Annotated in this window: 13 protein-coding genes; 8 read left to right on the top strand and 5 right to left on the bottom strand. The window is 73.2% G+C overall.

Annotated features, from left to right (window positions below):
* Positions 1-24 precede the first annotated feature (24 nt).
* A complete protein-coding gene (locus AC07DA_RS00650; protein WP_479123229.1) occupies positions 25-966 on the bottom strand; it encodes a carbohydrate-binding protein in 942 nt (313 codons plus the stop codon).
* A 118-nt stretch (positions 967-1,084) separates the two neighbouring features.
* Positions 1,085-2,743: a diguanylate cyclase CdgB gene (cdgB, locus tag AC07DA_RS00645; RefSeq protein ID WP_479123227.1), complete on the bottom strand. Its 1,659-nt coding sequence runs from the start codon at positions 2,741-2,743 to the stop codon at positions 1,085-1,087.
* Between the two features lie 335 nt (positions 2,744-3,078).
* Here cdgB and AC07DA_RS00640 point away from each other — a divergent pair, with 335 nt between their 5' ends.
* Positions 3,079-3,663, top strand: a complete 585-nt coding sequence (locus AC07DA_RS00640; protein ID WP_479123225.1) for a flavin reductase family protein — start codon at positions 3,079-3,081, stop codon at positions 3,661-3,663.
* A 44-nt stretch (positions 3,664-3,707) separates the two neighbouring features.
* Positions 3,708-4,175, top strand: coding sequence for a GNAT family N-acetyltransferase (locus tag AC07DA_RS00635; RefSeq protein WP_479123224.1), 468 nt, complete (start codon positions 3,708-3,710; stop codon positions 4,173-4,175).
* Between the two features lie 59 nt (positions 4,176-4,234).
* Here the strand turns inward: AC07DA_RS00635 and arfB are convergent, their stop codons facing one another.
* Positions 4,235-4,672, bottom strand: a complete 438-nt coding sequence (gene arfB, locus AC07DA_RS00630; protein ID WP_479123222.1) for an alternative ribosome rescue aminoacyl-tRNA hydrolase ArfB — start codon at positions 4,670-4,672, stop codon at positions 4,235-4,237.
* A 160-nt stretch (positions 4,673-4,832) separates the two neighbouring features.
* On the opposite strand from arfB, the gene AC07DA_RS00625 reads away from it, so the two are divergent.
* The gene (locus tag AC07DA_RS00625) at positions 4,833-5,408 is read left to right on the top strand and encodes a TerD family protein (protein ID WP_031113707.1); all 576 of its coding nucleotides are present in this window, start codon (positions 4,833-4,835) and stop codon (positions 5,406-5,408) included.
* A gap of 173 nt (positions 5,409-5,581) precedes the next feature.
* Positions 5,582-6,094, top strand: a complete 513-nt coding sequence (locus AC07DA_RS00620) for a GNAT family N-acetyltransferase (protein ID WP_479123221.1) — start codon at positions 5,582-5,584, stop codon at positions 6,092-6,094.
* Positions 6,095-6,133: 39 nt separating this feature from the next.
* Here AC07DA_RS00620 and AC07DA_RS00615 read toward each other — a convergent pair whose 3' ends face one another.
* On the bottom strand, positions 6,134-7,537 hold the full coding sequence (locus AC07DA_RS00615; protein ID WP_479123220.1) for a M1 family metallopeptidase: 1,404 nt from the start codon (positions 7,535-7,537) through the stop codon (positions 6,134-6,136).
* A gap of 38 nt (positions 7,538-7,575) precedes the next feature.
* On the opposite strand from AC07DA_RS00615, the gene AC07DA_RS00610 reads away from it, so the two are divergent.
* Positions 7,576-8,076: a hypothetical protein gene (locus tag AC07DA_RS00610; RefSeq protein WP_479123218.1), complete on the top strand. Its 501-nt coding sequence runs from the start codon at positions 7,576-7,578 to the stop codon at positions 8,074-8,076.
* A 105-nt stretch (positions 8,077-8,181) separates the two neighbouring features.
* Here AC07DA_RS00610 and AC07DA_RS00605 read toward each other — a convergent pair whose 3' ends face one another.
* Positions 8,182-8,859, bottom strand: a complete 678-nt coding sequence (locus AC07DA_RS00605) for a pentapeptide repeat-containing protein (RefSeq protein WP_479123216.1) — start codon at positions 8,857-8,859, stop codon at positions 8,182-8,184.
* Between the two features lie 128 nt (positions 8,860-8,987).
* Between AC07DA_RS00605 and AC07DA_RS00600 the strand changes: the two genes are divergently transcribed.
* From AC07DA_RS00600 to AC07DA_RS00590, 3 genes are read left to right on the top strand one after another with little or no spacing between them, the layout of a single operon-like run.
* Complete coding sequence (locus tag AC07DA_RS00600; protein ID WP_479123214.1) at positions 8,988-10,148, top strand: FAD-dependent oxidoreductase; 1,161 nt, start codon at positions 8,988-8,990, stop codon at positions 10,146-10,148.
* Positions 10,149-10,194: 46 nt separating this feature from the next.
* Positions 10,195-11,178, top strand: coding sequence for a zinc-binding dehydrogenase (locus tag AC07DA_RS00595; protein ID WP_479123212.1), 984 nt, complete (start codon positions 10,195-10,197; stop codon positions 11,176-11,178).
* 45 nt (positions 11,179-11,223) lie between these two features.
* A complete protein-coding gene (locus AC07DA_RS00590; protein WP_479123210.1) occupies positions 11,224-12,171 on the top strand; it encodes an aminoglycoside phosphotransferase family protein in 948 nt (315 codons plus the stop codon).
* The last annotated feature ends 181 nt before the right edge of the window (positions 12,172-12,352 follow it).

Raw genomic sequence — 12,352 nt, 5'->3', positions numbered from 1 at the left:
CCCCTTCGCCGGACTGCCGCTGCCCTAGGAGCCCTGCTCCGGGGTGATCCACAGCTGGTCGAGGACCGCGTCACACTGGTTGCCCTCGTTGCAGGCGAGCTCGATGGTGTTGGTGCCCTTGGTCAGGTTGACGTTGGACCACGTCTCCTGCCAGCCCTTCTCCCAGTCTCCCTTGGGCGTCCCGCCGAAGTTCTTCATGTTCACGGGACGGGACTGGGCCTCGCCGTTGACCAGCAGGGTCGCGTTGGCGTCGACGCCCGGGATGCCGTAGCGCACGTAGAGCCGGTAGGTGTCGGCCTTGTCGATGCCGTTCACCGTCCAGGTGACCTTGGCACCGACCTGGTTGAAGCCCGTCACGTAGACGCCGCCGTCGGCCTTCGCGCCCTTGAAGTCCGAGGCCGTCGTCACCCCGGGGCCGAGCCGCAGGGCCTTCGCGTCGATCTCCGGGAGCTCGGTCTCGGCCGCTCCGCTCTTGCTGGCCGAGGCGCTCGGCGTCGGCTCCTCGGACTGGGTCGGGGCCGTGCCCCCCGCGTTGTCCGACTCGCCCTTGTCCTTGTCGCCGCCGACCATCGCCACGCCGATGCCGATGACGACCGCGGCGACCACCGCGATCGCGCCGATCAGCAGGCCCTTGGTGTTCGGGCCGCGCCCGCCCCGGCCGCCGCCGTGGCCGCCGGAGGCCATCGCCGTCTGGGTGGTGGGGGCGCCGCCGGGCAGCGTCTCCGGCGCGGCGTAGTGCGCGTTCGGCTGGCCGTAGACGCCCTGCTGGGGGGCCTGCCCGTAGGGCGCCTGCTGGGCCTGCTGGCCGTACTGGCGCGTGCCGACCGTGCGTACCCGGTTGACCGAGTTCGGGTAGCCGTAGCCACCGGACGGCGGCTGGGCTCCGTTGGCCTGCCCGTCGGCGTAGAGATAGCCGAACGGGTCGTCGTCCTCGGGCGTGCTCGCGCCGTTGTTGCCGGGCGTCATCCCTTGGTCTCCTCAGTCAGGTGCGGTGCATGCGGTACGGGTCGTGAGAACGCGAGCCTACCCGCTCCCAGTGACCCAAACGGGTGACTCAGACCGCATCAACTCGCTGACCAGGGGTTCAGCCCGCGCGTCTGTGTTGTTTGGGACGAGATCGTTTCTCGACGTACATCCGCTCGTCAGCGGATTTCAACACTTCGTCCGCCGTCATTCCACAGTGTGCCCACCCGATGCCGAAGCTGGCGCCCACCCGGACGGCCCGCCCCTCGGCGCGGATCGGCTGGATGATCTCGTTGCGCAGGCGGACCGCGAGGTCCTGCGCGTCGGCCCGGCCGAGCCCGTCGGCCAGGATGACGAATTCGTCACCCCCGAGCCGGGCGACCGTGTCCCCGTCGCGCACGCCGTTGCTCAGCCGCCGGGCGACCTCGATGAGCACCGCGTCACCCGCGTTGTGCCCGAACCGGTCGTTGATCGACTTGAAGCCGTCGAGGTCGCAGAAGAGCACGGCCAGGCCCTTGGTGCCGTCGTCGTGGTCCCCGTCCGGGGCGACGGTGTGCACGTGGTGGTCGTAGGCGTCGTACGGCTCCACGCCCTGCCGGAAGTCGAAACCGGGCCCGACCACGTCGAAGGCGGGGTGGCCGTAGGCCGCGTCGTGGGACTCGGCGACGGCGGGGTGCGGGGTGGCGCGCTGGCACAGGCGCGCGGAGAGCCGGGAGCGCAGCTCGGCGGAGTTCGGCAGGCCGGTGAGCGAGTCGTGCGAGGCGCGGTGGGCGAGCTGCAGCTCGCGGCGCTTGCGCTCCTCGATGTCCTCGACGTGGGTGAGCAGGAAGCGCGGGCCGTCGGCGGCGTCCGCGACCACGCTGTTGCGCAGGCTGACCCACACGTACGTGCCGTCCCGGCGCCCCAGGCGCAGCTCGGCCCGGCCGCCCTCCGCCGAGGTGCGCAGCAGCGTGCCTATGTCCTCGGGGTGGACCAGGTCGGAGAACGAGTAGCGGCGCATCGCGGAGGCGGGGCGGCCCAGCAGCCGGCACAGGGCGTCGTTGGTGCGCAGGATCCGGCCGTGCTGGTCGCCGCCCATCTCGGCGATGGCCATGCCGGACGGGGCGTACTCGAAGGCCTGCCGGAAGCTCTCCTCGCTCGCCCGCAGGGCCTGCTGCTCGCGCTCCAGGCGGACCAGGGCGCGCTGCATGTTGGCGCGCAGCCGGGCGTTGCTGATCGCGATGGCGGCCTGGAAGGCGTACATCTGGAGCGCCTCGCGGCCCCAGGCGCCGGGGCGGCGGCCGTTGCGCGGCCGGTCCACGGAGAGCACGCCGATCAGCTCGCCGCAGGCCGCGCTGCCCTGCGGTCCGGGCGCGTACATCGGCGCGAAGAGGCGGTCGGACGGGTGCCACTCGTCCTCGAAGCGGGGGGCGGGACCGTCGGTGTACCACTGCGGGACGTCGTCGTCGTCGAGGACCCAGCCCTCGGTGTGCGGTATGAACACCAGGTCGCCCCAGTGCTCACCCATGCCGAGGCGGCGCTCCCAGGACTCGCGCGAGCCGACCCGGCCGGTGATGAGGGCCTCGGCGGCGGGGTTCCCGGCGAAGGCGGCGACGACGAGGTCGCCGTCCGGCCGTACGAGGTTCACGCACGCCAGCTCGTACCCGAGGGCGGCGACGACGCCCTCCGCGACGGTCTGCAGTGTGTCCGCCAGGCTGCGGGCCGTGTTCATGTCGGCCATGACCTGGTGCAGTTGTCGCAGGGAGGCAAGGCGGACGTAGGGCTCCGACTCGGTCTCCATGCTCGCCCTCCCCCCGAGTACCTCGCAGCGAATCAAGAATCAAGGGTTCTCATCGGCGTACTGTCCTGGCAGCTTCCCCGCCACTGAATCACAGCGCGCTGCCCACTCGGTACACAGGGTCAACAATTCCTGCCCCTTGTGACTCAAGTCACAGGCAAACATGAACAATTGCGTGGAGTTTCTGCGTTCTTCACGTGCGGCCACCGAACGCGGACTTTGTCGGATTGCGCACGTGTTCTTCTCCGGCCGGCCCCGGCGTCCGCCGCTGGTCCTAGGACCGTGATCGGGCGGGGGCCCGATGCGCGGCGCGCGCCAGGGAGATTAGCGTTTCCACCGTGCCGAATACTCCCGCCGCCCCGTCGCCGATCATTCCGCCGCCCAGTCCCGGGCATGCTGAGGGGGTGAGCAACGACGAGTTCCGCGCCGCCATGTCCCGGCTGGCCTCGGGCGTGGTCCTGGTGACCGCGCAGGAGGCGCCGCTCGACCCGGACGACCCCGCGGCGCCCGGCGGCGAGGACGTGGGCATGACGGCCACGGCCTTCATGTCGGTGTCCCTGGACCCGCCCCTGGTGCTGGTGAGCCTGCGCAACGGCTCCCGCATGGACGAGCTGCTGGAGGAGCAGGAGCTGTGGGCGGTGTCGGTGCTGTCGGAGAGCCAGCGGCACATCGCGGGCCGGTTCGCCATGAAGGGCCGCGTCAGCGACCGGCTGCTGTTCGCCGACATCCCGTACACGCGCGGCGAGTACACCGGCGCGCCCCTCGTCGGCGGCGCCCTGGCCGTCCTGGAGTGCCGCACCGAACAGCGCGTGCCGTCGGGCGACCACACCCTGGTCGTCGGCCGGGTCCTCACCGCCCGCGTGCCGAGCACGGAGGGCGGCCCGCTGACCTACTTCCGGGGCCGCTACCGGCAGTTGGGCTGAGAAACCGTTTCACCGGGCCCGGGCCGCGCGTCTAGGGTGCGCCCATGACCACGACCGGCCCGCGTCTCGAGGAGATCACCCCGGCGAACCTCGACGCCGCCCTCGGCATCCGCGTCCACCCCGTCCAGGAGCACGCGGTCGCCCCGGTCGTGAAGTCGCTCGCGGAGGCCTACGTCCACCCGGGGGTCGCCTGGCCGCGCCTGATCGTCGACGAGGGCCGCCCGGTCGGCTTCCTCATGGCCTTCCTGGGCGTCGACTGGTACGGGGACGGCAGCGTCCGCCGGTCGGGCCTGTGGCGGCTGAACATCGCGGCCACGGAGCAGGGCATGGGGTACGGCCGGTTCGCCGTCGAGTCGGTCGCGCGGGAACTGCGCCGGCGCGGCACCGGGCAGCTCCACGTCACCTGGCACCCGGGCCCGGACGGCCCCGAGGACTTCTACCTGCGCCTCGGCTTCCGCCCGACCGGCGAGACCAGCGGGGGCCAGCGGGTGGGGGTGCTGGAGCTGTCCTAGGGCCTGTCTGACCATTCCCGTCGTCGCCCGCGAGGCAGGCGGGAGTGGTCAGACGGGCCCTAGCTCCAGTTCTGCGCGGAGCGCCCGCGCTTGGTCTCGGCGCGCTGCTTCTTCTCCCGCAGGCGGCGTTCGTTGATGCCGCGCGGGACACGGGTCGGCTTGCGGGGCCTGGGCGGGGGCGCGGTGGCCTCGGCCAGGAGCGCGGCGAGGCGCACCGCGGCGGCCTCGCGGTTGCGCCACTGCGAGCGGTGCTCGGAGGTCCGTACGGTGACGACGCCGTCCACCAGGCGGCCCGCCAGCCGCTCCAGGGCCCGCCGCTTCCACACCTCCGGCAGCGCCTGCGTGCGCGCGAGGTCGAAGCTCAGCTCGACCTTGGAGTCACTGGTGTTGACGTGCTGCCCGCCCGGCCCCGACGACCGCGAGAAACGCCACATGAGCTCGGCCTCGGGCAGGGAGACGGAGCCGCGGATGACATGGGGACCGGACATGCCGTCCATGTTCCCGCTCCTGTCCGGTCCACGTCACCCGAATATCGGCGGGTAAAGAAAGTAAAGGACCTGGAACCTCGCGTACCCCTCTCCACGTTGTTGGGGGTAGCTGTAGCTTCTGTGCCGCAGCTTCTTTGCCGCACGCACACGAGGGAAGGGACTCCCAACAATGGCTGTAAGCCTGTCCAAGGGTGGCAACGTCTCGCTCACCAAGGAGGCTCCGGGCCTGACCGCCGTCACCGTGGGCCTCGGCTGGGACGTCCGCACCACCACCGGCACGGACTTCGACCTCGACGCCTCCGCGATCGCGGTCAACAACCAGGGCAAGGTCTACTCGGACGCCCACTTCGTCTTCTTCAACAACAAGCAGACGCCGGACAACTCCATCGTCCACACCGGCGACAACCGCACGGGTGAGGGCGCCGGCGACGACGAGGCGATCAACGTCAACCTCGCCGCCCTCCCGGCCGACATCGACAAGATCGTCTTCCCGGTCTCGATCTACGACGCCGAGAACCGCAGCCAGAACTTCGGCCAGGTCCGCAACGCCTACATCCGCATCGTGAACCAGGCCGGCGGCGCCGAGATCGCCCGCTACGACCTGTCGGAGGACGCGGCCACGGAGACGGCCATGGTCTTCGGCGAGCTGTACCGCAACGGCGCCGAGTGGAAGTTCCGCGCGGTCGGCCAGGGCTACGCCTCCGGCCTGGTCGGCATCGCCCAGGACTTCGGCGTGAACGTCTGACGGACGCCTGAGCGCGATGAAGGGAGTCTCCCCCGGGCCGGACAGCCGGCCCGGGGGAGACTCCCGTTCACGGGCGCGGGCAGCCGCACCGCGGCCACCACCGGCCCGCGCCGGGCGGAACACCCGGCCCCCGTGCCGCGTGGAAACCCTGCCGCCCGGGGTACGTTCCCCACGTGATCCTCGACCCCCTGCCCGCGGCCCCCCTGGGCGACCCCCTCCTCGCGGAGCTGACCGCCCTCTACGCCTCCAACCACGAGTTCCACGCCCTCACCGGCGACTTCCCCGACCCGAAGGACATCCGCCCGGAGCAGGTCGCGGCCGCCCTGGCGGAGGAGCGCGAGCACCCCGGCACCGAGATCCTGCTCGCCCGCAGCTTCGGCCGGCTCATCGGCATCGCCGTCACCCTCGCCCACCACCCCGACCCGGCCGACCCCGATCCCTGGATCGGCCTGCTGATGGTGGACGCGGACCTGCACGGCCAGGGCCACGGCCGCCGGCTGGCCGCCCTCGTGGAGGAGCGCTTCCGCGCGTCCGGCCGCACCGCCGCCCGTCTCGCCGTCCTCGACGGCAACACCGGCGCCCTGGCCTTCTGGACGTCCCTCGGCTACGAGCCCGTCGACCACCGCGAGGACCTGCAACGCCGGCGCCCCTGCGCGGTGCTGCGCAAGGAACTGCTCACGCCGTAGCGGGACCGCCCCACAGGGCGGTCAGGCCCAGGGCAGAGCTCAGGCCCGCTCCGGCTTCCCCTCCCCGTACAGCCAGTCGTCCCAGAGGCCCGCCCAGTCCTTCCCGGGCGCCCGCCGCTCCACGTACGCCGTGAAGTCGGCCGTGTCGGCGTTCCCGTGCCGGTACGCGGCCGCCCAGCCCTTGAGGATCCGCCGGAACTCCTCGTCGCCGACGGCCCGGCGGACCTCGTGCAGCACCATCGCGCCCCGCCAGTACACCGGCGGGTCGGAGATCCGCGCGGCGCTCGGCGGGTCCGCCGGGGGGAACGCCCAGACGGCCTCGCCGGCCTCCGCCGTGGCGAAGTACTCGCCGGAGTACAGCGCGTCGAAGGTCTCCTGCGCGCTCCGCCCGCCGTGCTCCTCCTCCCAGAGCCACTCCGCGTACGTCGCGAACCCCTCGTTGAGCCACATGTCCCGCCAGCTCCCGGGCGAGACCGAGTCGCCGTACCACTGGTGGGCGAGCTCGTGGACGAGGAGCGTGATGTCGGGGGCGCCCGGGAAGACCGGCCGGGTCTGGGTCTCCAGCGCGTAGCCGAGGTCGGGCGCGTGATCGACGATCGCGCCGGTGGAGGAGAACGGATACGGCCCGAACCACCGCTCCGCCCAGCGCAGCACCTCCGGGATCCGGCCGAGCACCGGCCGGCTCGCCGCCGCCTCCGACGGGTCGAGGGCCGTGTACACGGGCAGCCCGCCCCCGGCCCGGGACCGGCTGATGTCGAAGCGGCCGATCGCGAGCGTGGCGAGGTAGCTCGCCATCGGCTCGGAGGTCCGCCACACGAACGTCGTCCGCCCCCGCGCGGTCCTCTCGCTGCGCAACTCCCCGTTGGACACGGCCCGCAGCCCCCGCGGCACGGTCACCGTGAGGTCGTACGCCGCCTTGTCGGAGGGGTGGTGGCTGCCGGGGAACCACGTCATCGACCCGGTCGGCTCGCCCAGCGCGAGCACCCCGTCCGCGGTGCGCAGCCAGCCCTCCCGGGAACCGTCCGGGTCGGTGACGGTCTGGGGCGCGCCCGCGTAGCGGACGGTCACCCGGAACGTCTCGTCCCGGCCGATCTCCTCGCGCGGCCGGACCGTGAGCTCCTGCCCCGCGCGGTTGAAACGGGCGGTCCCGCCGTCGACGGTCACCTTCCCCACCTCCAGGCCGAGCAGGTCGAGGTTGAAGGCCGACAGGTCCTGGGTGGCCCGTGCGGTGAGGGTGGCCGTGCCGGTGAGGTGGTGCGCGTCCGGGTCGTAGGCGAGGCGCAGATCGTAGTGGGAGACGTCGTAGCCGCCGTTGCCCGCCTTCGGGAAGAACGGGTCGCGTACGCCGGAGCCACCCGGGGTGCCGTGCACTCCGCCGCCGCACCCGGTGAGGGCGAGCAGACAGGCGAGCAGGGCGGGGACAACAGGTACGGATCGGGCCACGCCCGTGATCCTAGAGGTCACGTGACACCATCACCTGCGTGCTCGACATCGGCTACGCCCTCTCCAACCGCTTCCCCGATCCGCCGCAGACCGACTACCGCCGCGCGGACGTCCGCGCCCTGCGGCACGACCTGTTCTGCGGCGACGTCTACCTGGCGGACACCAGGACCGACCACGAGGTGTCCACGGCCTGGGGGTGGGTGCCGGTGCTCGACTTCGCGTGGGCGCTGTGCGACATCGTGGAGCGGATCGACCGGGACCCGGCGGGCTCCCGGGCGTCCCGGCCGCAGCGGGCGGAACTGGACTTCACCGAGTCGACCGACCGGATGCTCTTCGAGCGCCGCTTCGGGTGGGTGGACATCGAGGCCGACTGGATGCGCGCGGAGGAGCCCCCGCTCACCGTCTCGCACGCCGAACTGCGCCGTGAGGCCCGGGACTTCCTGCACGACCTGATCGCCGACCTCACCGACCTGCACGACGACCTCGCGGAGAACCCGGCGATCTGGACCCTCCAGTCCCGCTTCCCCCGCCTGCCGTAACCGCCCGCCGGGGCCCGCCTCCCCGGGCCTGCCGCAACCGACCGCCGGGACCCGCCTCCCGTCGACGCCGCCCAGGGTCAGCCCTCAGTCATCAGCCCTCAGTCCTCAGCCCTCCACCCGGATCCCCCACTGCGCCGCCAGCGCCGGTGCCAGGTCCAGCAGCTGGGCCGGGCTGATCACCGCCCCGGCGAGCCGGTCCAGGCCCCGGCTGATCTCCACGGACGCGGCCCCGCGCAGGTCGACGTCCACCAGGGTCGCCGCGTGCAGGTCCGCCCCCTTCAGCACGCAGTCGGCGAACTCCACCCGCTCCAGCCGGGCCCCGCCGAAGTCCGGCTCGACGAGCACGCAGCCCTCGAAGACGACGTCTCTGAGCCGGGCCGTGCGCAGGTTCGGATAGTCGATCTTGCCGCCGCGGATCAGCACCCGCTCCAGCACCGCCCCGTGCAACTGCGGCCCCCCGAGGCGCGCGTCGGTCAGCTCCACGTCCCGCAGGGTCGCCTCGGCGAGGTCCGTACCGACACCCCGGACACCGCCGAGGACCGAGTCCAGGACCCGGGCGTGCCGCAGCCGCGTCTCGTCCAGGGCGCACCCGGTCAGGGCGCAGTCCATGAACCGCGCGCCCGAACCGTCCTGGCCGCGCAGGTCCCGCTCGCGGAACTCCAGCCCGTCGTAGTCCCCGTCCGGCTCCAGGCCGCCCCCCTCGTACGGCTCCAGCCGGGGCAGCCGCACCTCCGGTCGCCGCGCCCCCTTCACACCCGTGCCGCCCGCCGCTCTCCTCGCCATGCCCCCATGCTGCACCCCGCCACTGACAACGCCTCCGACCTGCACGGACACCGCCCATGTCACATTCGGCAGGCCTCACCCGGTCGTCCTACCGGAAAGCCATCACGACCCGAGGGAGACGCCCAGTCATGCACCGCATCACCGTCATCGGCGGCGGCTTCGCCGGACTGACCGCGGCCATCACCGCCGCCGAGGCCGGCGCCAAGGTCACCGTCCACGAGGCCCACCACACCCTCGGCGGCCGGGCCCGCACCGCCGAGGGCCCCTACCGCACCAACGAGGGGCCGCACGCCCTCTACAACGGCGGCCCGCACTGGGCCTGGCTCAAGCAGCGCGGCCTCATCGGCCCGCTCGCCCCGCTCCCGCCCCTGGAGGCGGCCCGCCTCCGGCTGCGCCACCAGGGCGTACTGCGCCGCACCCCGCCCTTCGCGATGCTGAAGCTGCTGCGCCGGACCGCCGCGCAGGCGCCCGTCGACGCCGACTTCCTCACCTGGGCGGCCGGCATCGCGGGCGAGGAGGGCGCCCGGGCCGCCGCCCACTACTCCGCGGTCGCCCTGTTCCACCACGACCCCGGCTCCCTGTCGGCGGCGTTCGTGCAGGAGCGGCTGCGGCGCGCCACCAAGCTGCCGCCCGAGGCGCACTACCCCCGCGGCGGCTGGGCGAGCGTCATCGACCGGATGGCCGCCCGCGCCTGGAACCTGGGCGTCCGGATGGAGACGACGTCCCGCGTCGACACGCTCCCCACCGACACGCCCGTGGTCGTCGCGACCTCCCTCGACGCCGCCCGGCGCCTGCTCGGCGACGCCTCCCTGACCTGGCCGAGCGGTCGTACCGTCCTGGTCGACCTGGCCGTCCGCACCCGCCGCGGGGACGCCTTCGTGGTCTCGGACCTGGACGCGCCCGGCTGGCTGGAACGGTTCACCGCCCAGGACCGCACCCTGGCCCCGGCGGGCGAGCAGCTGATCCAGGGCCAGGTCCCGATCGCCCCGCACGAGACGAAGGCCGACGGCACCGCCCGCGCCGAGCAGTTGCTCGACCTGGGCTTCCCGGGCTGGCGCGACCGCGTCACCTGGCGGCGCGAGGCCGTGGCGAACGGGCGGACGGGCGCGGTCGACCCGCCCGGCACCAGCTGGCGGGACCGGCCGGCCGTGGACCGGGGCGACGGTGTCTACCTCGCCGGCGACCAGGTCGCGGCCCCCGGTGTGCTGTCGGAGGTGTCCTTCAACAGCGCCCTGACGGCGGTGTCCCTGGCCCTCGGCCGGCGCGAGCTTGACCTCAAGCAAGCTTGAGGTCGCAGGCTTGGCGCGCAGATCCCGACCACAAGAGGAGCCCGCCATGCACGCCATCCGCCTGCACGCCTTCGGCCCGGCCGAGAACCTCGTCCACGAGGAGGTCGAGGACCCCCGGCCGGGCCCCGGCCAGGTCCGGATCGCCGTACGGGCGGCGGGCGTCCACCTCCTGGACGCGGCACTGCGCGAGGGCATGCCGGGCGGCCCGGCCAACGAGCCGGCGGTCCTGCCCACCATCCCCGGCCGTGAGGTCGCCGGCGTCGTGGAGTCCCTGGGCGCCGGGGCCGACCCGGGCTGGCTCGGCAAACGGGTCGTGGCCCACCTGGGCTTCGTCCCCGGCGGCTACGCCGAGCTGGCCGTCACCGACGCCGGACGCCTGCACGAGATCCCCGGGAACCTGGACTTCGCCGAGGCCGTCGCCATGATCGGCACCGGCCGTACGGTGATGGGGATCGTGCAGTTCGCCGAGCTCGGCCCGGACTCGGTCGCGATCGTCCCGGCGGCCGCCGGGGGCATCGGCACCCTCCTCGTGCAGTACGCCAGGAACGCCGGGGCCACCGTCGTCGGGCTGGCGGGCGGGCCGGAGAAGGCCGCCCGGGTGCGGGCGGGCGGCGCCGACCTCGCCGTCGACTACACGGACCCGCAGTGGCCCGGGAAGGTCCGCGCCCACCTCGGCGGCCGGACCGCCACCGTCGTCTTCGACGGCGTGGGCGGCGAGGTGGCCCGCGAGACCGTCGCGCTGCTCGGCCCCGGCGGCCGGCACATCGTCTTCGGCTGGTCCGGCGAGGGCATCCGGGAGGGCGGGCCCTACCTGGTCGAAGGGGTGTCGGAGCAGGTCCTCGGCCCCGTGATGCTGAACAGGGCGGGCGGCCCCGACCCGGTGCGCACCCTCGAACTGCGCGCCCTCGCCGAGGCCGCCGCGGGCCGGCTCACCCCGGCCGTGCAGCGCTTTCCCCTCGCCGGGGCCGCGGCGGCGCACCGCGCGCTGGAGAATCGGGGGACGGTCGGAAAGGTGGTCCTCGAACCCTGACCCGGCGTCCCGTCCGGCCCGGCACGGCCGCCCCTCGAAATCCACATGACGCCCCGGGGGCGCCCCACTACCGTGCCGGACGTGATCGAGATTCCCCGGGAACTGGCCGTGGCACAGGAGAAGTACAACGGGGAGGCGGGCCGCGCCTTCATCGCCGCCCTGCCGGACCGGACGGCCCACTTCCTCGGCCACTGGGCCCTGACACCCGACGGACCGCCCATGCACGGCGCGTCCGCCCTGGTCCTGCCGGTCCGCGGCCGGGACGGTGCGCCCGCGGTCCTCAAGCTCCAGGTCCTCGACGAGGAGAGCGAGGGCGAACCGGTCGCCCTGCGCTTCTGGGACGGCGACGGGGCCGTCCGCCTCCTCGACCACGACGAGACCACCGGCACCATGCTGCTGGAGCGCCTCGACGAGACCCGGATGCTCTCCCACGTGCCCGACCCCCACCAGGCCGTCGTCACCATCGCCGAGCTCCTGGCCCACCTCACCGCCTCCCCGGCGCCGCCCGGCCTGCGCCGCCTCGGCGACATCGCCCACGACATGCTCGACCGGACCCCCTGGGCCCTCACCCGCATCCCCGACCCGGAGTCCAGGCGCCTCGTCGCCGACTGCGCGGCCGCCGTACGCGAGGTCGTCGACGAACCGGGCGACCGTCTCCTGCACTGGGACCTGCACGACGAGAACGTCCTGGCCTCCGACCGCGCCCCCTGGCTCGCCATCGATCCCAAGCCCCTGGCGGGCGACCCCGGCTTCGAACTCTGGCCGGCCCTCGCCAACCGCTACGACCCGGACGACGTCCGCTGGCGCTTCGACGCCATGACCGACATCCTCGCCCTGGACCGCCCCCGCGCCCACGCCTGGACCCTCGGCCGCCTCCTGCAGAACGCCCTGTGGGACATCGAGGACGAACGCCCCCTCGACCCCACCCACCTGGGCATGGCCCACCACCTGAACCAAAAGCCCAGGCCCGGAAAGCTCCGGCCTGGGCAGTGAGAGAGCCCCCTGTCGGATTCGAACCGACGACCTACGCATCACAAGTTGTCGGATCTTGATCCGGTGGTGTCCGCCGGAGTTCGCGAAGCGTGAGACATCGCCGCTCAGGCAGGTCTTCCGGCTTCAGACACCAACGGACGTCAGTGGAATCAGGGCACATTGAGACCAGGATTGAGACCAG

The organism is Streptomyces sp. NPDC044921, assembly GCF_056432865.1.
This window is presented reverse-complemented; position numbering and strand designations above follow the sequence as displayed.

What these genes read in the sequence shown, in the direction of transcription:
- AC07DA_RS00605 (WP_479123216.1), bottom strand. Translation starts at nt 8,859, where the DNA reads ATGGCGAGGAGAGCGGCGGGCGGCACGGGTGTGAAGGGGGCGCGGCGA.
- AC07DA_RS00590 (WP_479123210.1), top strand. Translation starts at nt 11,224, where the DNA reads ATGACGCCCCGGGGGCGCCCCACTACCGTGCCGGACGTGATCGAGATT.
- AC07DA_RS00635 (WP_479123224.1), top strand. Translation starts at nt 3,708, where the DNA reads ATGACCACGACCGGCCCGCGTCTCGAGGAGATCACCCCGGCGAACCTC.
- AC07DA_RS00625 (WP_031113707.1), top strand. Translation starts at nt 4,833, where the DNA reads ATGGCTGTAAGCCTGTCCAAGGGTGGCAACGTCTCGCTCACCAAGGAG.
- cdgB (WP_479123227.1), bottom strand. Translation starts at nt 2,743, where the DNA reads ATGGAGACCGAGTCGGAGCCCTACGTCCGCCTTGCCTCCCTGCGACAA.
- AC07DA_RS00600 (WP_479123214.1), top strand. Translation starts at nt 8,988, where the DNA reads ATGCACCGCATCACCGTCATCGGCGGCGGCTTCGCCGGACTGACCGCG.
- arfB (WP_479123222.1), bottom strand. Translation starts at nt 4,672, where the DNA reads ATGGACGGCATGTCCGGTCCCCATGTCATCCGCGGCTCCGTCTCCCTG.
- AC07DA_RS00650 (WP_479123229.1), bottom strand. Translation starts at nt 966, where the DNA reads ATGACGCCCGGCAACAACGGCGCGAGCACGCCCGAGGACGACGACCCG.
- AC07DA_RS00595 (WP_479123212.1), top strand. Translation starts at nt 10,195, where the DNA reads ATGCACGCCATCCGCCTGCACGCCTTCGGCCCGGCCGAGAACCTCGTC.